Below are 24,066 nucleotides of genomic sequence, written 5' to 3' on the forward strand. Positions count from 1 at the left end.
GTGCTCGCACGCGACGCCGAGGAGGTCATGCGGCCACTGACCGAGCCGGACCCGAATCGCGAATGGCACCAACGCTTCACTCCGATCGACGATTCGAAGTTCTCCGGCGAAGGCGCCGGCTCGGAGGAATGCTATATGTGGGTGATTCAATTCTATCGACACAATTGGTCAGGCCTGCTTGCGCATCTCGAACAGATCGAATGGCCGGACCCATCCTCGGTGCAAGTTCTGATCCACGACGAGGACGACGATTGCTTCGGCCTCTGGATGATGTTCGATGGAATATTGCGGGAAGTTCCGATCCCCGCCACCAAACGCGAAGCATTCGCCGGCTCGCCGACGGGGACATTGATCAGAACAGACCGAGGCTAGGGCGCGGATCGTTACGCCCCCACCCGGAAGACAAGGTGAGGGGCTTCGAACGGAACGGCTCAGAAGGCTCGGCAGGAGCGGATGTCGGTGGCGAGGATGGCCTTGGCGCCGAGGTCGGCCAGTTGGTCCATCAGTTCGTTGCCCTGCTTGCGCGGGACGAGCGCACGCACGGCGACCCAATCGGGGTCGGTGAGGGGCGACACGGTCGGCGACTCGAGGCCGGGGGTGATGGCGACGGCTTGGTCGAAGAGCGACTTGGGGCAGTCGTAGTCGAGCATCAGGTACTGCTGGGCGAAGACGACGCCCTGGATGCGGTTGATGAGCTGGTTGCGGGCGCGGTCGTCGCGATCGGAACCGGTGCGTTCGATGAGCACGCCTTCGGAGTCGCACAGGGACTCGCCGAACGCGATCAGGTTGTGCTGGCGCAGGGTCCGGCCGGAGCCGACCACGTCGGCGATCGCGTCGGCGACACCGAGCTGGATCGAGATCTCGACCGCGCCGTCGAGGCGGATCACCTCGGCTTCGATGCCGAAGCGGGCGAGGTCGGCGCGGACCAGGTTCGGGTAGGAGGTGGCGATGCGCTTGCCCGCCAGATCCTCGACCTTCCAGTCCTCGCCGGCGGGGGCCGCGTAGCGGAAGCTGGAGCGGCCGAAGCCGAGTGAGAGGCGCTCGCTGACCGGGGAACCGGAATCGAGGGCCAGGTCGCGGCCGGTGATGCCGAGGTCGAGCTCACCGGAGCCGACGTAGATGGCGATGTCCTTGGGACGCAAGAAGAAGAACTCGACCTGATTCGCGAGGTCGAGGACGGTCAGCTCGCGGGAGTCGGTGCGTTTGCGGTAACCGGCTTCGCTCAGGAACGAGACGGCGGCTTCCGACAGCGAGCCCTTGTTGGGAACTGCGACGCGCAACATGGGATTGGGGTCCTTTCGGGGGAAGTGGAACGTGTCGATCGGGACGGATCAGCCGTCACAGATGTCGGTACACGTCCTCGAGCTTCAGCCCACGACCCAGCATCATCACCTGGACCCAGTACAGCAGCTGGGAGATCTCCTCGGCGAGCGCTTCATCGCTCTCGTGCTCGGCGGCCAGCCAGATCTCGCCTGCCTCCTCCAGGACCTTCTTGCCCTGGAAATGAACGCCTGCGTCCAGCGCGGCCACGGTGCCAGAGCCCTCGGGGCGGGTCTGGGCACGCTCGGTCAGCTCGGCGAACAGGGATTCGAAGTTCTTCACGAGTAGAGATTGTTTCACACCCGACCCAGCGGTTTTCCCGGCGTACCGCGCGATGCGGCACGCCGGGAAACGATCATGCCGGTTCGGTGAGCAGTTCGCGCAGGTCGGCTACGGCTGTGCGCAGGTGGTCGGCGAAGGCGTACATCTGGTCGGACACCGATTTCGGGGTGGCCAGGTAGATGTTCCAGCGATCCGGGAGCAGCACGTAGGCGATGCCGATGCAGCGCGGGCTGGTCGAGCCGAAACCGAAGTAGCGGATGTACTTCGACGGGGCCGAGCTGGTCGACAGGTAGTCGTCGCGCATGACCGTCCAGCCGGGGCTGTCGAACAGCGCGATCCGCTCATCAGCGACGCCGAGCTGAACGCCGCGCCGACGCTGGATCCACTCCAGCTCCCACAGGTGCTGCTCGGGCGCCTGCCCGGCCTGGCATTCCTTCGCCCGGGCGACATGGGCGGACGCCGCGGTGCGCGCGGCGGCCAGTTTGGTCGCCTGATCGGCATCCGGCGAGAGCATCGCGTCGACGAACGCCACCATCTCCGGGGTCACCACCCGCATGGCCTCGGTGCGGCCGTTGCGGTACTGCCGGGTGGCGATGGATTCGTAGGTCGCGCCGGTCAGCCCCTTGCTGCGCCGGTGGGCGAGCTGGTAGCTGAGCTGCGCGAAGGCATCGGGTGAGATGCCCAGCTTCTTGGCCTCGCCGGTGCCGAAGTCGTCGAACGACACCAGCGAGGTGGCCGTATCGGCGGCGAAGCGGGCGAAGTCGGCGCCCGCCGCGGCGATGTCGGCGCGGGCGGCCGAATCGAGCACGAACTCGATCGGCTCCACCGAGGGCAACCCCTGCGATTGCGCCCCGTTGGTTGCCGCGTGGTCCTGGGCGGTCCGCTCGAGCAGCGCGTCGACGAACGACAGCACGGTGGTGCCGTCGAGCCCACAGTGCTCGATATTGATGCCTGCCTGACCGTCGGCGAAGACGATGAACGACACCGACTTGTCGAAGTAGCGGTTGCCGCTGTCACCGTGGAGCAGCTGATCGCAGGCGTGCAGTTCGTCGCGGGGCGCGAAGTCCTCGAGACACACCGAGAACAGTGCCGTCTCCACCGCGTCGAAGGCCACGACATTGGCGGGCTCGGTGCGCAGTACCTCGCGGCTGCGAGCCCAGGCCGCACGGGCTTTCGTGGTGAGATGCCCCACCGAGGTGTCGGTCGCGGCGGGCTTGGTGCCGCCCTTGATCACCGCGCGCAGCCCGTCGACCACGTCGTCGAACGCGTACGGCGCGCCGTCGGGTCCGATGACATCCATCCGGAAGATGTTGCCGCGGTAGAAGACCGCGATGTGGCGGGCATCCGAGGGCCCCGGCCATTCCGGGCTGTAGGGCTTGCGGACGCTGTCCTGGATCTCGCCCGGAATCCGGGTCTCGGAGAACAGGTACTCGTTCTGCCACATCGACAGTGCCTGCCCGCGCTGGGTCACCGGCGGGATCTTCTCCGCGTCCAGTGCCAGCTTGTAATCGACTGCCGCCTCGATGATCGCGGCGGCCCGCTCGGCCTGCCCGGCCGGCGTCGACGCGGCGAGCGGGGTGTCGTCACGGAACAGGAACACGAAGTTGGCGTTCAACGCGATCCGGTCCCGACGGCCCAGATACCGCGACGGCCAGAATTCGTCGAGCCAGCTGCCGACGCCGGGGGTGGCGTCGTACTCGGCGAGCGCGGCGTGCAGGGCGCGCCCCGCCCCACCGGGGCGCAGCAGCTCGGCTACCGCGCCCTCGGTGGTGGCGTAGTCCTCGGCGCCGAGCAGTGGCTGACACCATTGCAGGAACCGCGCGCAGCTGTCGTCCAGACTCGGCAGCGGTACCCGGGGCAGCGTGTCTTCGGCGGCGAACGTGGGTTGGTTCAATCCAAGTCCTCAGGTCTCGATGGGATGCGGGCGGGACAGGAACAGGTTGGCGTAGAGCCAGCCTTCTGCTTCGTGGTCGGTGGTGTCGATTCCCTTGGCCGCCAACGCATCCAGCACCTGTTCGCGTTCCTGCGCCGAGGCGAACCTCCGCTGCTGGAACATACCGGGACGCTGCTCGCTGCGATAGCCGAGCGCGGCCAGTTCCTCGGCGATGGGACCGAAATCGAACATCCGTAACACGAAATGCGCCATCCACGGTCGCTTGCGCGGGTCTGCCTGGGCGACCCTGGACAGGGTTTTCTCGGTGATGTAGCCGACGCATCCGGTGGAGATCACCAGATCGGCGGAGGCGAGCACACGGCGCTGCGCCTCGGTGGGCTCGGTGGCCTCGAGGTCGGCGTGCACGTAGTCGTGCAGGAATCCGGCGGCGTGGGCGTAGGTCAGCGCCGGGCGTGCGGCGTCCATCCCGATGAAGCGTACGTCGGGCATGAGGTCGCCGCGCAACCGCTCCCGGTCCGCGGCGATCAGCCCGACCTTGTCGGTGTCGCCGTGATCGCGGTAGTGCCGGGCCAATTCGTCGACGGTGGTGTCGCTGCGCAGCAGGGCCGCGTTCACCCCGTAGGAGCAGCCGAGGTCGAGAACCGTAGGAATCCGGCCCGGCCGTGCGGCCCGCAGCTGACGCAGCTGCTCGGCGAAGTGCGGCTTTGCCAGTTCCGGGATCCGGTAGTCCAGATCGTTCATCCGCTCGAAATACGCGCGTGGATCCGGACTTTCGTAGATGTCGTCGAAGGATGCTTTGCCGGTGGTGTGCAACGGAACGGACATGGGCGGTTCCTCTCAGTCGAGCAGTCGGTCACCTCGGACGGCGTCGGCCGAGGCGGCCACGTGGTCGGGCAGGACACGGCCGAACAACTGCCTGGTGCGTTCGACCGTGCCGATCACCCCTGGACGGTCCGTGTAGGCGAAAATCGCCGAATGTCGTTGTCCCGCACCGGCTACCTCGGTGACGCGATGCAGGGAGAAGCGGCCCTTGAACAGCTGCAGATCGCCGGGGCGCAGTTCCAGCGCGCGGATGAACCGGGTGCCGTCACCGGTGAGCACGTCGCGCACATCGTCGAGGTGCTCGGCGTGTGGGTCGCGGATATTGGGGCAGTACTCGAACACGCCGCCGGCTTCGGGCTTGCGGGTGAGCATGCTCACAGTGAACTCGTTGGTGTCGAAGTGCCACGGGTGCGACATCCCCGGCTCGACCACGTTCAGGCACAAACCCGCCAGCGGGTCGGCGAATTCGTGCAGATCGTCGAGTTCGAAGCAGTCGGCGACGAAACGCTGGAACACCGGGTCGGTGTAGAGGCGGTGGATCAGCGCCTCGGCGGGGATGCGGTCGCGGGCCACGAAAGCGTTGCCGCGGTCGAGCACGATCCGAGCCGGATGGCCGGCGGGCAGGTCGGCATCAAGGGGGATGTTGTAGGCGTTGACCCGCTCCACCTCGTAGTGGGCGTGCGGCGCGATCGCCTCACCCTCCACGCGCAGCGTCTCCAGCAGCTGCGGCCGGATGAACTCGCGCAGGACCGTGCAGCCGTCCTCGGCCAGTTCGGCGCGGGCGGCCTCGATCGCCGCCTGCCTGCCGGAACCACCGAGATCGGTGAGTGGATACCGTGCGATATCGACGATTTCGTCAAGCCCCCGCGTGCCCGTCATGTACCCAGTTTGCGGGAATATTCGGGCGCGCGCTCGTGGTTTCGACAAATCGGGCATATCCCGGGCAGATCACAATCGTGCGAAATCAACTGTGTGGCAACAGTTTTCGTAGATTCAACCTGTGTTTCGATACAATCACGGTAGGCTATTGCGCCCTATCACGCACGGCCGCCGAAAGATTCAGATGCGCGCGTCGAGTGCGGCCCGCAGATCGTCGATCGACAATCCGATCAACGACTCCCGGAATACCCGCCCAGGCGCCTCGGGAACCGCGATCTCGCACGGGATCACAATCAGACCGCAGCCCGCACCCTGCGCGGCGAGGGAGCCGGTCGGCGAATCCTCGATCGCGACACACGCACTCGGGTCGACCCCGAGCAGTTCGGCGGCGCGGCGGTAGATGGCCGGATCGGGCTTGCCGTGCGGCACTTCGTCACCGCAGACGGACGTGTCGAAGAAGTCGCGGCCCAGGGTGTCGAGGCCGTATTCGGTGAGCGAGCGCTTGGTGTTGGTCACCAGCGCGCACCGCAGGCCCGCCTCGCGCACCATCGCGAGGGCGTCCTTGGCGCCGGGTCGCCACGGGATCGGGCCGAGCATCAACTCGGTGACCCGGCGTTCGAGGAACTCCCCCGCCTCGGCGATCGTCTCCGGCGTCGGCACCACGCCGATGCCGTCGAAGAGCATGCGCAGGGCGTTCGGGCCGGAGGCGCCGATCAGGGCGTGGCGGACCTCGTCGGTCAGCTCGCGGCCGTGTTCGCGGGCCAGTTCACGAACCGCTATGTCCCACAGCTTCTCCGAGTCCAGGAGCGTGCCGTCCATGTCCCACAGCACCGCGGCCGGTCGCGCGCTCACCTGTTACTCGCCTCGTTCTCGTCACATATCGCGTCGGTGACCGGCGGTCGCCGGACCCGTTCAGGGTAGCGGGTGCGCCTCAGACGCCCGAGCCGGCGATCTGCAGGTTGCCCGCGTCGCCGGAGACCTGGATCCAGCGATTCTCCGAGGTCACGGTGCCATTCGTGAGCTGGTAGGTGAGGGTGACGACCGCGCGGTTCTGGCCGCTGGGGGTGATCGAGCCGACAGTCACCGCCCGCACCGACGACCAGAACGACGAGTACTGCCCGAATCCGCCGGTCTGCGCCTGGTAGCCGGGCGCGAGCTGGGCCCACGCACCGCCGATGTTGCCGGGCAGCATGCCGTAGTACCCGGCGATGAACTGATTGATCCGGTCCGGGGTCGGCGGGCCGACCGGCGTGGTGGTGACGGTCGTGCCGGTCGGTTTCGCGGTAGTGGGGGTGGGCACGGCCGAGGTGCTGGTCGGCGTCGCGCCGGTGGTGGTCGCGCCGCCGGGGACGGCCGCGGGCGGGGCAGGCACGGTGATCGTCTCCTGTTCGGGCACGATCACGACGGTGCTCACCTTGCCGTCGACCATGGTCGTGACGGTGACCGGCGAGGCGGGGATCTGGGCTTGCTGATCGGCCTCGCCGCCCCGGTCGCGGGTCACGACCAGCACCACGAGCATCACGGTGAAGGCAGCGACCGCGGCCGCGAGGAGTAGCACCGCGCGGTTGTTGTTCAGCCGGTCGGTACGTGACGGCGAGGCAGCGAACGCGGGATGCAGGCCAGATCCCGGCGCCGGAGCAACCGCGGCGCGGGCGCGGGCGTCCGCCTCGGCACCGGCACGTTCGACACCGGCCGAGTTCGATCCGGCGGCATCACGCGGCCGCACAAGTCCGGGATCGCCCGCCGCTGCTTGGCCGACCGCACCACTCGCCGCATGCCCGGTCCCGGCCGACGCCCCCGGACCGACGCCCGCCGCCGGGCCGACACCGCGGGGAGGCTTCGAGCCGTGCCCACCGGAAGACGCCGACGTGGCATCGCCCGAGGCTGCCTGTCCGACCCCGCCCGAAGCCGCCTGACCGCGACCGCCGGAAGCCGCCTGACCGGCCTCGGCGGATGCTGTCTGCGCGCCAGAGGCCGGCGATGTGCCCGTGGTCTCGCCTGTCGAGTTTCGACCCGAGATCACCGATCGGGCGGCCTTCGCCATGGCCCAGCCACTGCCGAACAGTGCGGCCGCGCCGGATTTCGCCGCCGCTCCCCCGTTCGAGGCCGACTCGGGCCGGGCGATCATGGTCGTGTCCGCTTCGCCGATCGGCAGCATCTTCGTCGCCGTGGCGGGCAGCGCCGGAACCCGGCCCGCCGCGACATCTTCCAGCGCGACGCGCGCCTGCGCCATCGTCGGCCGGTCATCGGCGGACGCGGTCAGCAGCCACATCAGCACCGGGGCGAGCGGGCCCGCGTTCTTCGGTTCGGGCACCACACCACGCGCGACAGCGTGCAGCACCGCGAGCGGGTTGTCGCCCTCACCGAAGGGCGGCGCGCCTTCGGAGGCGGCGTAGAGCGTGGAGCCGAGGGCGAACACGTCGGCCGCGGGTTTCGGGTTGTCGCCGCGCGCGATCTCGGGCGCCAGGTACGCGGGGGTGCCCGCCAGGAACCCGGTGGCGGTGACGGTGACGTCGCCGGTCGCGTGCGAGATGCCGAAGTCGGTGAGTTTGACCGTGCCGTCGTCGCCGACGAGCAAGTTGGCCGGTTTCACGTCGCGGTGCATGATCCCGGCGTCGTGGGCGGCCGACAACGCGGCGGCGGCCTGTGCGCCGATCCCGGCCACATCGAGCGGCGGCAGGGTCACCCCGCCCGCCAGCTTCACCGCCAGGCTCGGCGCGTTCATGTATTCCATGACCAGCCAGGGCTGGCCGTCCTCTTCGGCGACGTCGAAGACGGTGATGGCGTTGGGATGGTGCAGGCGCGCGGCGATCCGGCCTTCCCGCATGGCGCGTAGCTTGCCTTCGAGCGCTTGCGTTCCCGTGAGTCCCGGCGCGAGCAGCACCTGTTTCACGGCGACGGTGCGTCGCAGCCGGACGTCGGTGGCACGCCACACGACTCCCATCGCGCCCGTGCCGATCGGGTCGGTGAGTCGATAGCGTCCTGCGATCAACCGATCCGATGTCATATTTTTGTGCCCCTCCTGCTTACCGCTGAGTCGTCTCGCCCTCCGCGCCACAGCGGGATGAAACTTTCGAAAATCCTACGTGCTGAACTACTTCGATCTTGTTGCGGGACAGCGCGGCCCAGGCCGCCGCACCGCATCGTGACCAGACTCACAGACACCACAACGACGATCGGACCGGTCCGCGGGACCGATCCGATCTGCCGACGCGTGCGTTGCAGTGCTCAGTTTGTCAGGCGTTGAAGTATTTCGCCTCCGGATGCAGCAGCACGAACGCGTCCGTGGACTGCTCCGGGTGCAACTGCAGTTCCTCCGACAACGTCACCCCGACCCGGCCCGCGTCGAGCAGGTCGACCAACTTGGCGCGATCTTCCAGATCCGGGCAGGCCCCGTAACCGAAGGAATACCGCGCACCCCGGTAACCGAGCTTGAAGTAATCCTGCACATCAGCGGGATCCTCGGCGGCGACGGACTTGCCGTCGACGGTCAGTTCTTCACGCACCCGGCGATGCCAGTACTCGGCCAGCGCCTCGGTGAGCTGCACACCGATACCGTGCACCTCGAGGTAATCGCGATAGTTGTCGGCGGCGAACAACGCGTTCGCGAAGTCGGCGATCGGCTGTCCCATCGTCACCAACTGGAACGGCAACACATCGACCTGCCCGGTCTCGCGAGCCCGCTCACGCGAACGAATGAAGTCCGAGATGCACAGGAACCGATCACGCTGCTGACGCGGGAACGTGAACCGATACCGCTGCGGTGCATCAGGATTCGGCTCGGTCAACACGATGACCTCGTCACCTTCCGACACGGCGGGGAAGTACCCGTAGACCAGCGCCGCGTGCTGGAGCACACCCTCGGTGGCCAGGCGATCGAGCCAGGCCCGCAACCGCGGCCTGCCCTCGGTCTCCACCAGATCCTCATAGGTCGGGCCTTCACCCTTGCGCTGCCCGCGCAGACCCCACTGGCCGAGGAACAGCGCCCGCTCGTCGAGCAGCCCCGAGTACTCCGCCAAAGGCAGACCCTTGATCACCCGCGTGCCCCAGAACGGCGGCGTCGGCACCGGCAGATCCGCGGCGACATCGGAGCGCTCGGGCACCACGATCGGCGCCTCGGTGGCCTTGCGCTCGGCCGCGATCCGCTTGGACCGCTCATGGCGCGCCTTACGCTCGGCGGCCTTCTCCTTCGCCGCGATCGCCTCCGGGCTGTCCGGGTCGAGGCCACCGCCACGCTTGACGGTCATGATCTCGTCCATCAACCGCAGGCCCTCGAACGCGTCGCGGGCGTAATAGACCTCGCCGTCGTAGACCTCGGTCAGGTCGTTCTCCACGTAGGAACGAGTCAGCGCGGCGCCACCGAGCAGCACCGGGAACTGCTCGGCCACACCCTTGGTGTTGAGTTCGCCGAGGTTCTCCTTCATCACCACCGTCGACTTCACCAACAGCCCGGACATGCCGATCACGTCGGCCTTCTTGTCCTGCGCGGCGTCGAGGATGGTCGCGATCGGCTGCTTGATGCCGAGGTTGACCACCTCGTAGCCGTTGTTGGACAAGATGATGTCGACCAGGTTCTTGCCGATGTCGTGTACATCGCCCTTCACCGTGGCCAGCACGATCCGCCCCTTGCCCGCGTCGTCGGTGGCCTCCATGTGCGGTTCCAGGTGCGCGACAGCGGTTTTCATCACCTCGGCCGACTGCAACACGAACGGCAGCTGCATCTGCCCCGAACCGAACAGCTCACCGACGGTCTTCATGCCCGAGAGCAGGGTCTCGTTGATGATCTGCAGCGGCGGCACCGTCTGCATCGCCTCGTCGAGATCGTCGCCGAGACCGTTGCGCTCACCGTCGACGATGCGCCGTTCCAGGCGTTCGAACAACGGCAGCAGCGCCATTTCCTCCGCGCGTGAGGCCTTCGACGACGCCGTCGAGACACCCTCGAACAACGCCATCAGCTTCTGCAGCGGGTCGTAGTCCTCGGTGCGGCGGTCATAGATCAGATCGAGGGCGACCTGCTGGTGTTCGTCGGGGATCCGGCTCATCGGCAGGATCTTCGACGCGTGCACGATCGCCGAATCCAACCCCGCCTGGACACATTCGTGCATGAACACCGAGTTCAGCACCTGCCGGGCGGCCGGATTCAGACCGAAAGAGATATTCGACAACCCAAGAGTGGTCTGCACCTGCGGGCGGCGGCGCTTGAGCTCGCGGATGGCCTTGATCGTCTCCTCGCCGTCCTTGCGCGACTCCTCCTGCCCGGTGCCCAGGGTGAAGGTCAGGGTGTCGATGATGATGTCGGACTCCGCCAGGCCCCAGTTGCCGGTGATGTCGTCGATCAGGCGCTCGGCGATCGCGACCTTGTGATCGGCCGTGCGCGCCTGGCCTTCCTCGTCGATGGTCAACGCGACGACCGCGGCACCGTGCTCGGAGACCAGCCGCATGATCTGCTGGAACCGCGAATCCGGGCCCGCGCCGTCCTCGTAGTTCACCGAGTTCACCGCGCACCGGCCACCCAGATGCTGCAGACCTGCCTGCAACACCGGCACCTCGGTGGAGTCGAGCATGATCGGCAACGTCGAGGCGGTCGCCAGCCGCGAGGCCAGCTCGTTCATGTCCTCGGCACCGTCGCGGCCCACGTAGTCGACACACAGGTCGAGCATGTGCGCGCCGTCGCGGGTCTGGTCCTTGGCGATCTCGAGGCAGCGCTGCCAGTCCGCGGCCAGCATCGCGTCACGGAAAGCCTTGGAGCCGTTGGCATTCGTGCGCTCACCGATCATCATGATCGACGCGTCCTGCTCGAACGGGACAGCGGTGTACATGCTCGACACAGCAGGTTCGTGCTCGGGATGACGACGATCGGCGATCGCGGGCAGGGTCTTCTCGACCTCGCGCACCGCCTCGGCGACCTGCCGAATGTGCTCCGGGGTGGTGCCACAGCAGCCACCGACCAGCGAGAGCCCGAACTCGGAGACGAACCCGCTCATCGCGACAGCGAGCTCTTCGGGGGTGAGCGGGTACTCCGCGCCGTTGGCACCGAGCACCGGCAGACCCGCGTTCGGCATCACCGACACCGGGATGTTCGCGTGCCGCGACAGGTGCCGCAGGTGCTCGCTCATCTCCGCCGGACCGGTCGCGCAGTTCAGCCCGATCATGTCGATGCCGAGCGGTTCCAGCGCGGTCAGCGCCGCACCGATCTCACTGCCGACCAGCATCGTGCCGGTGGTCTCCACGGTCACGTGGGTGATGATCGGGATCCGGCGACCGGCGGCGATCATCGCCCGGCGGCTACCGGTGATCGCGGCCTTGACCTGCAGCAGGTCCTGGCAGGTCTCGATGAGAATGGCATCGGCACCACCGTCGAGCATGCCGAGCGCGGCTTCGGTGTAGGCATCACGCAGCGAGACGAACGGGGCGTGGCCCAGGGTCGGCAGCTTGGTTCCGGGGCCCATCGAGCCCAGCACATAGCGCGGGGTGCCATCCGCCGAGGGACCCATCTCGTCGGCGACATCGCGGGCGATGCGGGTGCCACGCTCGGACAGATCGCGGATGCGGTCCTGGATGTCGTAGTCGGCGAGGTTGGGCAGGTTGCAGCCGAAGGTGTTGGTCTCCACCGCATCCGCGCCCGCGGCGAAGTAGGCGCGGTGGATCTCGGCCAGCACATCAGGGCGGGTGTCGTTGAGGATCTCGTTGCAACCCTCGAGGCCGCGGAAGTCGTCGAGCGACAGATCCGCGGCCTGCAACATCGTGCCCATCGCGCCGTCGCCGATGACGACACGCCGCCGGAGCGTGTCGAGGAGCGTGGTATCGAACCCGGTGGGCAAGGACGCAGACATGATTCAAGACTAGAGGGCGCCTCCGACGAACAAGACCACTGTGGGTGAATCAAGTGGCGTGGACCACTGTCCGCGGGCGAAACACGCAACACCGTCGGTCACCGCAAAACAATTCGCACAAGACACTAGGCTGACCGGGTGGATGCCAGTGAGACCCCCGAGACGGAACTGCCGACGTTGCGCAATCCCGTCATGGTTGCCGCCTTCGAGGGCTGGAACGACGCCGGCGATGCCGCCAGTGGCGCCATCGAACATCTGGAGTTGATCTGGGATGCCGAGCCGCTGGCCGAACTCGATTCCGAGGAATACTACGACTACCAGGTGAACCGGCCGACCGTCCGTCAGGTCGACGGGGTGACCAGGGAAATCCAGTGGCCCTCGACGATGCTGTCGGTGTGTTCCCCGCCCGGCAGCGACCGCGATGTGGTGCTGCTTCGTGGCATCGAACCGAATATGAAATGGCGCAGCTTCTGCGACGACCTGCTCGAATTCATCGAGCAACTCGGCGTGGAGACGGTCGTGATCCTCGGCGCGCTGCTGGCCGATACCCCGCACACCCGTCCGGTGCCGGTGACCGGTTCGGCCTACAGTCCCGAGGCGGCCGAGCGGTTCAACCTGGAACAGACCAGGTACGAGGGCCCGACCGGGATCACCGGCGTGCTGCAGGACCAGTGCGTCAAGGCTGGTGTGCCCGCGGTGTCGTTCTGGGCCGCCGTCCCGCACTACGTGTCGCAGCCGCCGAACCCCAAGGCGACGATCGCGCTGTTGCACCGGGTCGAAGACGTCCTCGACATCGAGGTTCCGCTCGGTGAGCTGCCGAAGCAGGCCGAGGAGTGGGAGGCCGCGGTCAACGAGATGACCCTCGGCGACGAGGAGATCAGCGAGTACGTGCGCTCCCTGGAAGAGCGCGGCGACGCGGCGATCGACCTCAACGAGACCATGTCCAAGATCGACGGCGACGCCATCGCGGCGGAGTTCGAGAAGTATCTGCGCAGGCGCGGACCGGGCAGCTTCGGCCTCTAGACCGAAGATCCCGCGCGGGTACGCGCGTTGTCACCGCTGGCCTGTTGGTACTTCGTTCACGGCGGGGCCGGAGCGAAGGCGACGGCAGTCTGGCAGCGGCTGATCGTCAGCGCCGTGCTGCTGGCGTGAGCTGAAAGGCCTTGTCATAGCTGGGCATTCGGCGACCAGCACGCTCGCGCCGATGGCCTGTCCGGCCGCTGGGGCGGCCGCTACCGAGATGGCGGATCGGTGCCTGCATCGGATCCCATGGTCAACGCTCCAGGGTCAGCACCTGGGCGGCCGCCTCGTGCGCCAGCTTCGCGATCAGCAGGTCACGCGGAATCGTTTGGCCGGCAAGGTGATCGAGCGACGGCACCACCACGTGGTGGGCGTCGGCGCGCTTCAATTCCTGGGTGAGTTCGGCGAACGCCGCACCGTCACCCGCGGGTGCTTCGTGGAACGTCGCGGCGAAACACATGCCCGCGGTCCGTGCGAGGCTGCGTAGCGCATCCTCCAATTGGTCGCTCTGGCCATCGGCCAGATCGTCCCGCAAGTATCCATAGATCAACGCTTCCACCCGAACCTCCGTTGGATTGGGATCGCTGTTCTGTTGTCGGACCTGTCGTGTACCGATCCCCCCGCGTCACGCGGTGCGCCACGCGGGGGTACTGCGTTGCCCTGCAAGCTCTCCTGCAAAGCCGGCATCCGGTTATCGAGCCGAGTACCTGCTTACATCATGAACATTCGTGGCCCCCGGCAGCAGATGTCAATCCGATGACATCTACATGCCCTATCCGGGACGCCGAACGTTAACTGGTGGAATACTACCGCCGTGACCGCAACTGATGATCGACCCGTCTGGGCTGTTCGGATGCGCTCGGAACGTGACGCGAGGGGGTGGTCGCAAAGCGATGCCGTTCGCGCGATGCGTGCCAAGTCCTCCCACAACCTGCCGACGGACAGTACCTTGCTGCGCAACTGGCGCCGCTGGGAATCCGGGGAATCGCGACCTGACGAGTTCTACGCGCCGATCATCGCGGCCGCGTTCGACACCGTCCCCGCCGCGTTCTTCCCGAAGTCCCGTCCCAACCGGGATGACGAGCTGTTATCGGCAACCGGTATGGACACTCTGGAGTTCATCGGACGACTCAGAATGTCCGACGTCAACAGCGCCACCCTGGACGCGGTGCGGATCACCGCCGAAAGGCTGTGCTGCGAATACGCCTACGCCGACCCCTACGCACTGCACACCGAGGGGACCGCGTGGCTGCGCCGGATCACCTCTCTGCTCGACGGCAGACTGACGCTGAGCCAGCATCGCGAAATCCTCGTTCTGGCAGGCTGGGTCGCGTTGCTGGTCGGTTGCGTCGACTACGATCTGGGCCGCCGCGGTGGCGCCGAGGCCACCCGCCGAGCCGCCGATTCGCTGGGCCGCGAGGCGGGCAATGCCGAGATCGTCGGGTGGGCCGCGGAGATGTCGGCGTGGTTCGCGTTGACCCAGGGCAACTTCCGTGGCGCGATCGATGTCTCGGAGAAGGCGATGGCGGGTACCACGTCGTCGAGTGTGGGGGTGCAGTTGGCGGCGCAGCGCGCCAAGGGCTGGGCCCGGCTGGGTGATCGCCGCAATGTGCAGACCGCGCTCGACGAGGGCAGGGCGATCCTGTCGCGGATGGGTCATCCGGCCGATCTGGACAACCACTTCGTCGTCGATGCCACGAAATTCGACTTCTACGCGATGGACTGCTGCCGGGTGGCGGGCCAGGATCGACTGGCCGAGCGCTACGCCCAGCAGGTGATCAGCGATTCGACCCGACCGGACGGTTCGGTCCGCAATCCCATGCGGGTCTCGGAGGCGCGGCTGACCCTGGCCGTCGTCGCCGTGCGCGATCGCGATCTCGAGCGCGCGGTCGAGGAGGGTGTCGCGGCGTTCTCGGCGGGCCGCAAGTCGTTGCCGTCACTGGCGTGGATCGCGGGCGAGGCGGCCAGGGAGATCATCGAACGGTACCCAGGAGATCAGCGCACCCAATCGTTCCTCGAGCAGCTGCGATCGCTCAATGTGGGGTGAGCTCGCGCGGCGGTGCCACGCCGATCGGGGACGGGTCCGGCGTCGCACCCGGAGGCCACCACTAACCTGTCTACGGTGACCGACTCCGCCGACGGGCTGCCCAGCGCCGTCCCCGCCCTGTGGGACGAGCGTCTGCGGTTGTTCTCCTTCGCGACCGCCGAGAAGCGCGCCGACTACCTGCGGGTGCTGCGCGCCTTCGACAGCGCTCGCGCCGCCTACGTGGTGTTGTTGCACGCCGACGACGTCGCGGAGTGGATTTCGAAAGCCGAGTCGGGCGGCCGGATCGAGGCGGCCGCGGGTGTTCCACTGCCCGCGGTCGAGATCGGTCCGCTGCTCGAACAGCTGCATCGCTGGGGTGTGCTGGAACGCAGTTACGACGGCACCCGGGCGGCCACCCTGGCCGAGTACCGCAATCGGCACTACGTCTACCAGTTCGCGCAGGCGGGCTTCCAGGCCTACCGGGCGGTGGCCGGGGTGCTCGCGGCCCGGATGGAGGACGCGTCCCTGTCGCGGCTGGTGCTGCCCGAACTGCTCGCCGACCTGCGCACCCTCTCCGCCGCCAACCGCGACGGCGACGCCGAACGGGTCTACACCACCTTGCGCAGGCTCGACGCCGCGCTCACCGACATGGCCGCGCGGGCCGCGCATTTCTACCTGTCGCTGGGCGATCTGGTGCGCACCACCGAGATCACGCCGGAATCGTTTCTCGCGCACAAGGACGCGTTGCTCGCGCACATGCGGGAGTTCAGCATGGATCTGGCCCGATTCGCGCCGCGGCTGGCCGCGGCGATCGGCGAGGTCGAGGAGACCGGGGTCGAACAGTTGATCGGCCGCGCGGCCGGGTGCGACGAGCGGGTGTTGCTGAGTTTCGCTGAACGCGAAGCGGATTGGCGTGCGCGCTGGGCCGGGTTGCGCACCTGGTTCGTCGCGGCGGGCAGCGAATCGCCGGAAACGTGTGAGGCCGATCGACTGCGCGAGGCGACGATGAGCGCGATCGCGGCGGTGCTGTCGCTGTTGCGGCGGGTCACCGAGACCCGTCGCGGTGGTGTCAGCCGGGAATCGGCGTTGCGGCACCTGGCCGAATGGTTCGTCGCCACGCCCACCGCGGGCAGCGCGCACGCGCTCTACGATGCGGTGTTCGGACTGGGCAAGCCGCGCCATCTGTCGCTCGAACATCCCGATGCGGAGCTGATCCCGGCCAGCCGATCCTGGTGGGACGCAACACCTTTGGAAATTTCCCGCACACTCGCCGAGACCGGGCGCGCACCCACCGCGGGCGCCCCCGCCCGGATCTCGCGCAACGACGCGGGCGTGCGGCGGCTGCGCGAGGCCCAACTGGCGGCGCAGCGCGAACGCGCCGCGGCCGCCGCGTCGTTGTCGAAGGGCAATGTGCACGAGCGGGAGCTGGACCAGCGCGAGACCGAGGTGTTGCTGCGCCTGCTCGACGCGGCCTCGACCGCCTGGGTTCCGGTGAGCGGAAAGGTCGACGGCACAACAGGTTCCGACAACGGCGTGACCTTGACGGTACGTCCGTGCGACGGGTCGACAGTGATCCGGACCGCCGCGGGCCTCCTCCACCTGAACAACCGCCGCCTCGAAGTGCGCGAATCGGCTCGACGGGGGGTCGTGCGATGACACCGCGGCGGTCACGCCGGGCTTGCCCGCGCATCGACTCGCTCGATGCCCGCACCCACCGCGCGACGCGAGGGACGAACCTGTGAAGCGACAACGGATCGATGCGCTGGCGCTCGACAGCTACCAGCGGGCGGCGCGGGTGATGCTGGCCAATCACCTGGTCACCCGCGTCTACCCCGACCGGATCGCGTTGCCGCTGATCCGCCGGTGGGCGACGGAATTGCGCGAGGACCTGGCCGAACTGTTCGGCTACCGGCTCGAAGTCACCGAGACCACGGCCCGGCTCTACCCGGTGCACGACCGGCTCGATGACGCGCGGCCCGCCCGCAGTGTCAACGATCGGGTCTTCGACCGCCGCCGCTACGCCTATCTGTCGCTGGCGCTCGCCGCGCTCGGCCGGGCCGGCGACCAGATCACCCTGTCCGAATTGGCCGAGCACGTCGCCGATTACGCGAGCCGGATCGAGGGCCTGGACCTGTCGACCGAGCGGGCCGCCGATCGCGACGCCTTCGTGGATGCCATCGGCTGGCTGGGTGCGCGGGGTGCGCTGACGTTGGCCGACGGTGACGCGGGCGGCTGGGCCAGCGACCCGGAGGCGGGCGAGGCGCTCTACGACATCGACCGGCCGGTGGTGTTCGCCCTGTTCCGGCCCCCGCGGGCACTGCAGCATCTGCACAGCGTGCGCGGGTTGCTGGCCGAGGACACCGACCAGGCATCGGCCGATCAGGCCCGCCGGGTCCGCCGGGCACTGGTCGAGCGCCCGGTCGTCTACCTCGACGAACTGTCGGCAGCCGAGGGTGCGCTGCTCGGCCAGGACCGTCTGGTCGGCGAGGTCGAATACTGCACCGGCTTGCGCGCCGAACGCCGGGCCGAAGGGGTGGCGCTGATCGACAGCTCGGGTCGGCTGTCCGACACCCGCTTCCCCGGCACCGGAACGCTGGCCCAGGTGGCCCTGCTGCTGATCGGCGAGATCGCCGATGCGGTGCTCGACATCGACAACCCGATCCCGCAGCGACCCGGTGCGCTCGCCCCCGATCACACACTGCTCGAGCATCTCGATGCGTCCATCCCCACGGCGGGCGTTTTCGCCCCACTCGCCGAGGACATCGACACCGATACTCCAGCACCCGATTTCACCGACGACAGCGCGGACGCCGAGCCGGTCAGCTACCCGTTTCTCGACGACGCCTGGGTGCGCACGACCGTCACCGCGCTCACCGACCGCTACGGCGCGACCTTCGCCGCGCAATGGCAGGCCGATGTCGGCGGGCTCACCACCGAGGTGCTCGCGCTGCTCACCAAGCTGCGACTGATCCGCCCGGTCGAGGACGGCGTGCTGGTCTTGCCCGCGCTGGCCAGGTATCGGGGCGCGGTGGTCACCGTGCGTGTGCGCAAGACCGAGGAATTGTTCGTCACCGCCGCCGATACCGACGGCAGCACCGGAGAGGCAGGGGTCTGAGCATGGCGCTCATTCACGGCGGAGTGCGGTTCGTCCCGACCCGTGCGGGCATCGTCAACCTGTGGGACTACCGCGACCAGGAGTTCAGTTTCGCCGACGGTCGCCTGGTGCTGCGCGGACCCAACGGTTCCGGCAAGACCAAGGCGCTGGAGGTGCTGTTCCCGTTCGTCCTGGACGGGCGGATCGAACCGCGCAGGCTGAATCCGTTCGCCGGTGAAGAACGCACGATGAAGTCGAATCTGCTGTACCGCAAGCAGGAATCGGCCTACTCGTATGTGTGGATGGAGTTCGCGCGCGGGGACTGGGACGATCCCGTGACCGTCACCGTCGGTATCGGTATGCGCGCCACCCGCTCCTCGGACAAGGTGACCCGGTGGTACTTCGTCGCCGACGGCCGCGCCGGGGTCGACTTCTCCCTGATCGGACCCGATGATCGCCCGCTCACCCGCAAGCAACTGGCCGAGCAGATCGGCAGCGACGCGATCGTCGACCGCCCCGTCGAGTACCGCGCCGCGATCGACGCGCGCATGTTCGGGCTCGGCGTGCAACGCTACGACCAGCTGATCAACCTGATCCTCACCCTGCGCCGACCCCAGCTCGCCAAAAACCTCGATCCGCGCGGACTTTCGCAGGCACTCACCGACGGCCTGCGCCCCCTCGACGAGCAGTTGATCCTCGACGCGGCCCGCTCGTTCAGCGATATGGAGGAGGTCGGGCGGACCCTCGACGGTCTCATCCAGGCCGACACCGCCACCCGGCGGTTCGTCGACGTCTACCGCAAATACCTTGCGGTACAAGCGAAAACCGACGTCGACCAACTTCGCACCCGCCTCGACGCCGTCACCAACGCCTCGACCGCGCTCTTCGCCGCGACCGCCCTGCGCACCCGCCGCGACACCGACCGCACCGAGGCCGAGACCAGGGCCGAAAACGCCGACCACGCCTACGAACAGGCCATCGCCGACCGCGAGAACCTCCAGCGCTCCAGCGCCTACGAGGGCAAACAGCAACTCGACGACCTCGCCGACGCCGTGCGCCGCCTCGAAACCTCCGCCGCCGCCCACCGCGACAAGGCCGCCGAAGCAGCGCACACGCTGCAGCGCCGCGCCGAAGAAGCCACCCGCGCCACCGAAGCGGTGCGCACCGCTGCCGCCGGCCTCCTTCGCGGCGAAGACGCCGTGCGCGCCGCCGCCGAAGAAGCGGGCATCGAATGGACCCAGCCGAGCGCCGAGGGCCGCGGCGACCAGTTCACCGCGGCGGTCCGCGGCCACGCGGAGGAACGGGACGCCGACGTCCGAGCCGTCCGAAAAGCACTGGGCAAGTGGGAAACCGCCGCCGCTGAACGCACCCGCTCCGAACGCCTCGCCGAGCGCGCGATCGAACTGCGTGACTCGGCCGCCGCGGAAGTCGCGCACGCCGAAGCCGCGGTCGCCTTGGCCCGCAGTGAATCCGCCGCCGCCCTGCGCACCTGGTGGACCGCGAACACCGAGGTTTTCGCCGCGGTCGCCGAGCCGGTGGGCACCGCCGTCGGCTTGTTCGCGGCGCTCGACGCCGCGATGGCCGGTGCGGGTGTGGAAGACATTCCGTCCGCCTCCGAGGTCTTGGCCGAGCGGTGCGAGCCGCTGCAGGAGCAGATCCGCACCCGCCGCCAAGAGGCGCGCTCCCGCACCACTGCCGCTGCCGCGCGCCGCGACGCCCTGGTCGCCGAGCGTCAGCAGATCGCCGCCCAGCGCGACGATGCTCCCCCCGCGCATCCCGCCAGAACCGGTGTCCGCGAGGGACTTCCGGGTGCGCCACTGTGGCAGCTGGTGCGCTTCGCCGACGCGGTGTCCCCACGGGACGCGGCCGGTATCGAAGCGGCACTCCAGTCCAGCGGTCTACTCGACAGCTGGATCTGCGGCCCGACCCTGCCCGCCGACATCGACTCCGACCACTTCCTGCTGCCCTTACCGGTAGACCAGCGCCCGCCCGGCCCTACTCTCGCCGATGTCCTTGTCGTCGAGGAGGATTCGACCGACCTCACGGTGCCCACCGAGACCGTGAGCGCCGTGCTCGCCTCTATCGCCCTGCACGATGTCTCCGCACAGCCGCGGCCCACAGGACTCGACGCCGAGGCGGCAGCTCTCGGCGCGGCGCGGTCATTCTCCGGCGCCACGCTCACCGCCCTCACCACCACCGACGCGCCACGGGTCGTCGTCGGCCTCGCCGGATGCTTCCGGCAGGGCGTCCTCGTCGGCCACCATCACAAGTCCGAAGCCGAGTTCATCGGGACCACCGCGCGAGCCCGTAGGCGCGAGTCCCGGCTCGCCGAGATCGAAGCCTCGATCGAGGCCGCCACTGCCGAGCACGAGACCGCGCGGGCCGAAGATGCTTCCGCCACCGCGGAATTGGCCGCATTGTCGGCCGCCGCCAAGGCGCTACCGCGCCCGTCGGCGGTGGTCTCCGCCTTGCGTGCCGTGGCCGAGACCGCGGGCCTGATGCGCTCGCGGGTGGAAGCGGCGTCCCAGGCCGAACGCGAACTGGACCAGGCCGTCGCCGAGGTCGCCGCACTGGACAAGAAGGTTCGCGCCGCAGCCCAGGCACACCGAACCCCCCGCGAGGCGCGCGAACTCGACGCGCTGGCCGCCGCGATCCGGCATTTCGAGAACACCGGTACAGGCCTGTTGCGCCTGCGCGCCGAACACGAGCGGGAGCGCGAACGTGAGCGCGAGGGCGCGGACCGGCACGACGAAGCGCGCGCACTCGCCGAGGCGTTCGCCGAAGAGGCCGAGGCTGCCCGGCTTGGCTTCACCGAACAGCAGCGCAAACTCGAAACGCTACGAGAAGCGTTGGGCGCCAGTGCCGCCGACATCGACCGTGACCTGGACCTGGCTCGCGGCGCCATCGAGGCGGCCAAGGCCGAACAGCGGGCTGCCCGCAAGGCCGCCAATGCCGCGATCGAAGCGGTCGGCGATGCCGAGGCCGCCTATCGCACCGCCAACGAAGCCCTCGCCACCGCGCTCACCGAGGTACTCGCCGAGGTCCGTTCGCTGGCCCCCTACGCCCGGCCCGACCTGCTGAGTTTGCTCGGCGCCTCGATCGAACACCGGTGGCCCAGTAGCGATGCCGCGTGGTCCACCCCGGAGCAACTGCAATACCGCATCGTCGCCGCGGGCCCGGAAACCGATCCGGTGGTGCTGCCCGACGAGGTGGGCGCCCTGTTCGCCGACCTCGACACCGCCACCAGCCAGGTGCGTGCCACCGAGGCGGGCCGCAAATCCACGCGGTCCGCGGTCACCAGCGCACTGCAGGAGTTCGACGCCGCTCTCACCGCCTCGGGCCGCGACTATCGCCTGAACTGGGACGCCGCCGACGGTCTCACCGTCGTCGCCGTCCACGACGAGAACGGCCAGGCAGCCCTCGCTGACTTCGCCGCCCGCATCGACGCCGCCCGTCGCGACCAGGAGCTGCTGCTCACCGACGCCGAACGCCGCATCCTCGAAGACGCCTTGCTGACCGGCCTGGCGCAGCAGATCCACGAACGCACCACCGACGCTCGCGAACTCATCTCCCGCATGGGCGCGGAGATGAAGCAGCGGCGGATGTCGTCGGGCAACACCATCGGCGTGCACTGGATCCTCGCCGACGGCCTGTCGGAGTCCGCCCGCTCGATGTGCAAGCTGCTCGACCGCGACACCACCGCACTGAGCCCGGAAGACCTCGGCTCGGTGCGCGCCCACTTCGCGGCCGAGATCCGCGCCGCCCGCACCGCCCACCCGGAGCGGTCCTACCCCGAAATCCTCGCCGCCACCCTCGATTACCGCACGTGGCGGGTCTTCTCCTTCACCCTCATCTCGGGCGACGGCACCGAGGACAAACTCACCGTCGCCCGGCACAGCGCCCTCTCCGGCGGCGAACAATCCGTCTCCCTGCACCTGCCCCTCTTCGCCGCCGCCCACGTGATGCTCGACTCCGCCGATCCTCAGGCGCCACGCCTACTCGCTCTCGACGAAGCCTTTGCCGGCGTCGACGACAACGGCCGCAGCGAATTGCTCAGCCTGAGTGTGCAATTCGACCTCGACCTGTTCATGACCGGCTACGACCTCTGGATCACCTACCCCCACGTGCCCGGCTGCGCCCACTACGACCTGGCCCACTCCACCGCCGAGAACACCGTCAGCGCAACACTTCTCGTCTGGGACAGCGGCGAACTCCTCGCCGAACACGACGGCGGCGACCTCACGACAGCGCTGAGTTCCCCCAACCGCCGCCGCGTTCCCAACACCATCGAGGGCGGATTGACGCTGGAGGGCATGCCCGGCGAACCGGCACCGGTGGGCTGACCCTCCGGTCTGCGGGTGACCCGTCGCACGACCGGTCGACAGTCACCTGGCAGACGAGGGGTCATAGCAGGTAACGAGCGCGGCGGCGCGGTTGCGCAGGGAGGTCCGCAACCACGGCGGGTCCAGCACCTCCGCGTCGGTGGCGAGCTGCCATATCGCCCATTCGGCGTGTCTCGGATCCTGGAAGGTGACCTCCAGCCGCAGTCGGCCGGCGTCCGATTCTTCGCTGTGGACAGCCAGCGCGGTGCCGACCAACATCTCCCGTCGCGCCGGGTCGACCAGAACCTGCACGGTGACCAGGTCGCCGCCTGCCCGAAACCGGGCGCTGCGTTCCTGCCAGGCCTGGTCCAGGTCGACCCGGTCGGGTCGCTGGGCAGGCTCGGAGAGCTCCTCGGCGGCCACGACCCGCGACAGTCGGTAGGTTCGGTCCGCGCCGGATCGCGTGGCGAGCAAGTAGCCCTGGCCGCGGACGGTGACCAGACCGATCGGGTCCACCGTGCGCCATTCAGGGCGCTGGTCGACGGCCGCGTAGTGGATGCGCAGCTTGTGCCCGGCGAGCACCGCGCGCCGGACCTCGGCAACGATCGTGTCGGACAATTCCTCGGCGTCCAGGCGACGCGACAGCAGATCGGTCGCGGGATCGATGAGCAATCGCGCGGCCGCGTCGCTCGCGGTTTCCCGATAACTTTCGGGCAGCGCGTCCACCACCTTGAGCATGGCCGACGCTAGGGCCGATCCGAGCCCGAATGCCTGTGCGCCACGCCGTGATCCGGCGATCAACAGCGCCAGCGCCTCATCGTGATTCAGCCCGGTGAGCTCGGTCCGGAACCCCGGCAACAACGCGAACCCACCGTGCCTACCGCGTTCGGCGTACACGGGAACGCCCGCCGTGGACAGCGCCTCGATGTCGCGCAGCACGGTCCGGGTCGACACCTCCAGCTCGCGCGCGAGGGTATCCGCGGACAGCTGCCCGTGCCGCCGCAACAGCAGCACCAGTGAGACCAGCCGGTCAGCTCGCATACGAAAACTATGCCAGGAATACACGACACAAGATGTCGTGTATTCCTGGCAGGTTCATCGGTATGACAAACACCGATCACGCGCCCCACACCCTCGTCAATCCCGACGGGCTGCACGACCCGACCCCCTTGGGCTACAGCCACACCGCCGTCGTCCCCGCAGGTACGGAATTGGTGCTGGTCTCAGGACAGTACGGCTCGCGCCCGGACGGCGCGGTCGTCTCCCCCGACTTCACCGAGCAGGTGAACCAAACCTTCCGCAACATCGCCACCGCCCTCGCCGCCCACGGCCTCACCCTCGCCCATGTCGTCCAGCTCAGGACCTACGTGGTGAACCACGATGTCAGCAAGCTCGGCCCGATCGCCGGTGCGGTACAGGCGAATTGGGGTACGACACCACCTACCCAGACTCTCGTCGGCGTCGCGAGCCTGGCCACCCCCGATGTGCTGTTCGAGGTCGAAGCCGTCGCCGCCCACCCCTGACCAGCACGCTTGCGTCTTAACGCCGTAGCGGAATGACTCGCGCGATCGGAC

At 68.4% G+C, this 24,066-nt stretch carries 17 protein-coding genes; 7 read left to right on the plus strand and 10 right to left on the minus strand.

Translation table 11 applies throughout. From position 1 onward, the window contains the following. The gene (locus tag ACQHI0_RS15185) at positions 1 to 372 is read left to right on the plus strand and encodes a hypothetical protein (RefSeq protein WP_427908589.1); all 372 of its coding nucleotides are present in this window, start codon (positions 1 to 3) and stop codon (positions 370 to 372) included. A gap of 59 nt (positions 373 to 431) precedes the next feature. On the opposite strand, the gene hisG is transcribed toward ACQHI0_RS15185, so the two are convergent. The 8 genes from hisG to metH all read right to left on the minus strand — a co-directional run bounded on the left by hisG (position 432) and on the right by metH (position 12,030). Further along, positions 432 to 1,283 (minus strand): ATP phosphoribosyltransferase, encoded by an 852-nt coding sequence (hisG, locus tag ACQHI0_RS15190; protein ID WP_427908590.1) that lies wholly within the window; start codon positions 1,281 to 1,283, stop codon positions 432 to 434. Positions 1,284 to 1,338: 55 nt separating this feature from the next. Continuing rightward, positions 1,339 to 1,602 (minus strand): phosphoribosyl-ATP diphosphatase, encoded by a 264-nt coding sequence (locus ACQHI0_RS15195; protein ID WP_056809947.1) that lies wholly within the window; start codon positions 1,600 to 1,602, stop codon positions 1,339 to 1,341. 73 nt (positions 1,603 to 1,675) lie between these two features. Continuing rightward, on the minus strand, positions 1,676 to 3,496 hold the full coding sequence (locus tag ACQHI0_RS15200; RefSeq protein WP_427908591.1) for a choline/carnitine O-acyltransferase: 1,821 nt from the start codon (positions 3,494 to 3,496) through the stop codon (positions 1,676 to 1,678). A gap of 9 nt (positions 3,497 to 3,505) precedes the next feature. Next, positions 3,506 to 4,321 (minus strand): class I SAM-dependent methyltransferase, encoded by an 816-nt coding sequence (locus ACQHI0_RS15205; protein ID WP_427908592.1) that lies wholly within the window; start codon positions 4,319 to 4,321, stop codon positions 3,506 to 3,508. A 12-nt stretch (positions 4,322 to 4,333) separates the two neighbouring features. After that, a complete protein-coding gene (locus tag ACQHI0_RS15210) occupies positions 4,334 to 5,197 on the minus strand; it encodes a HalD/BesD family halogenase (RefSeq protein WP_427908593.1) in 864 nt (287 codons plus the stop codon). A 180-nt stretch (positions 5,198 to 5,377) separates the two neighbouring features. Further along, entirely contained in the window at positions 5,378 to 6,049 is a 672-nt protein-coding gene (locus ACQHI0_RS15215) for an HAD family hydrolase (protein WP_427908594.1), read from the minus strand. 79 nt (positions 6,050 to 6,128) lie between these two features. Next, entirely contained in the window at positions 6,129 to 8,204 is a 2,076-nt protein-coding gene (locus tag ACQHI0_RS15220) for a protein kinase domain-containing protein (protein WP_427908595.1), read from the minus strand. A gap of 229 nt (positions 8,205 to 8,433) precedes the next feature. Then, positions 8,434 to 12,030 (minus strand): methionine synthase, encoded by a 3,597-nt coding sequence (gene metH, locus ACQHI0_RS15225; RefSeq protein ID WP_427908596.1) that lies wholly within the window; start codon positions 12,028 to 12,030, stop codon positions 8,434 to 8,436. A 192-nt stretch (positions 12,031 to 12,222) separates the two neighbouring features. Between metH and ACQHI0_RS15230 the strand changes: the two genes are divergently transcribed. Then, positions 12,223 to 13,053: a PAC2 family protein gene (locus ACQHI0_RS15230; RefSeq protein ID WP_427909174.1), complete on the plus strand. Its 831-nt coding sequence runs from the start codon at positions 12,223 to 12,225 to the stop codon at positions 13,051 to 13,053. 250 nt (positions 13,054 to 13,303) lie between these two features. On the opposite strand, the gene ACQHI0_RS15235 is transcribed toward ACQHI0_RS15230, so the two are convergent. Then, positions 13,304 to 13,609 (minus strand): hypothetical protein, encoded by a 306-nt coding sequence (locus ACQHI0_RS15235; RefSeq protein WP_056809962.1) that lies wholly within the window; start codon positions 13,607 to 13,609, stop codon positions 13,304 to 13,306. Between the two features lie 348 nt (positions 13,610 to 13,957). Between ACQHI0_RS15235 and ACQHI0_RS15240 the strand changes: the two genes are divergently transcribed. The 4 genes from ACQHI0_RS15240 (at position 13,958) to ACQHI0_RS15255 (ending at position 22,513) form a co-directional block, all read left to right on the plus strand. Beyond that, complete coding sequence (locus ACQHI0_RS15240; protein WP_427908597.1) at positions 13,958 to 15,097, plus strand: XRE family transcriptional regulator; 1,140 nt, start codon at positions 13,958 to 13,960, stop codon at positions 15,095 to 15,097. Between the two features lie 132 nt (positions 15,098 to 15,229). Next, positions 15,230 to 16,732: a TIGR02677 family protein gene (locus tag ACQHI0_RS15245; RefSeq protein ID WP_427909175.1), complete on the plus strand. Its 1,503-nt coding sequence runs from the start codon at positions 15,230 to 15,232 to the stop codon at positions 16,730 to 16,732. Positions 16,733 to 16,814: 82 nt separating this feature from the next. Beyond that, the gene (locus tag ACQHI0_RS15250; protein WP_427908598.1) at positions 16,815 to 18,191 is read left to right on the plus strand and encodes a TIGR02678 family protein; all 1,377 of its coding nucleotides are present in this window, start codon (positions 16,815 to 16,817) and stop codon (positions 18,189 to 18,191) included. A 2-nt stretch (positions 18,192 to 18,193) separates the two neighbouring features. After that, on the plus strand, positions 18,194 to 22,513 hold the full coding sequence (locus ACQHI0_RS15255; protein ID WP_427908599.1) for an SbcC/MukB-like Walker B domain-containing protein: 4,320 nt from the start codon (positions 18,194 to 18,196) through the stop codon (positions 22,511 to 22,513). 42 nt (positions 22,514 to 22,555) lie between these two features. Here ACQHI0_RS15255 and ACQHI0_RS15260 read toward each other — a convergent pair whose 3' ends face one another. Further along, the gene (locus tag ACQHI0_RS15260) at positions 22,556 to 23,533 is read right to left on the minus strand and encodes a helix-turn-helix transcriptional regulator (protein ID WP_427908600.1); all 978 of its coding nucleotides are present in this window, start codon (positions 23,531 to 23,533) and stop codon (positions 22,556 to 22,558) included. Positions 23,534 to 23,595: 62 nt separating this feature from the next. Between ACQHI0_RS15260 and ACQHI0_RS15265 the strand changes: the two genes are divergently transcribed. Next, positions 23,596 to 24,015, plus strand: a complete 420-nt coding sequence (locus ACQHI0_RS15265; RefSeq protein ID WP_427908601.1) for a RidA family protein — start codon at positions 23,596 to 23,598, stop codon at positions 24,013 to 24,015. Positions 24,016 to 24,066: the final 51 nt, after the last annotated feature.

It is taken from the genome of Nocardia sp. FBN12 (assembly GCF_050320175.1).
Taxonomy (GTDB): Bacteria; Actinomycetota; Actinomycetes; order Mycobacteriales; family Mycobacteriaceae; genus Nocardia.

Bases quoted from the DNA above. Each gene is read 5' to 3' on its own strand.
- hisG (WP_427908590.1), bottom strand. From the start codon at position 1,283: ATGTTGCGCGTCGCAGTTCCCAACAAGGGCTCGCTGTCGGAAGCCGCC.
- ACQHI0_RS15205 (WP_427908592.1), bottom strand. From the start codon at position 4,321: ATGTCCGTTCCGTTGCACACCACCGGCAAAGCATCCTTCGACGACATC.
- ACQHI0_RS15210 (WP_427908593.1), bottom strand. From the start codon at position 5,197: ATGACGGGCACGCGGGGGCTTGACGAAATCGTCGATATCGCACGGTAT.
- ACQHI0_RS15220 (WP_427908595.1), bottom strand. From the start codon at position 8,204: ATGACATCGGATCGGTTGATCGCAGGACGCTATCGACTCACCGACCCG.
- metH (WP_427908596.1), bottom strand. From the start codon at position 12,030: ATGTCTGCGTCCTTGCCCACCGGGTTCGATACCACGCTCCTCGACACG.
- ACQHI0_RS15230 (WP_427909174.1), top strand. From the start codon at position 12,223: ATGGTTGCCGCCTTCGAGGGCTGGAACGACGCCGGCGATGCCGCCAGT.
- ACQHI0_RS15240 (WP_427908597.1), top strand. From the start codon at position 13,958: ATGCGTGCCAAGTCCTCCCACAACCTGCCGACGGACAGTACCTTGCTG.
- ACQHI0_RS15255 (WP_427908599.1), top strand. From the start codon at position 18,194: ATGGCGCTCATTCACGGCGGAGTGCGGTTCGTCCCGACCCGTGCGGGC.
- ACQHI0_RS15260 (WP_427908600.1), bottom strand. From the start codon at position 23,533: ATGCGAGCTGACCGGCTGGTCTCACTGGTGCTGCTGTTGCGGCGGCAC.
- ACQHI0_RS15265 (WP_427908601.1), top strand. From the start codon at position 23,596: ATGACAAACACCGATCACGCGCCCCACACCCTCGTCAATCCCGACGGG.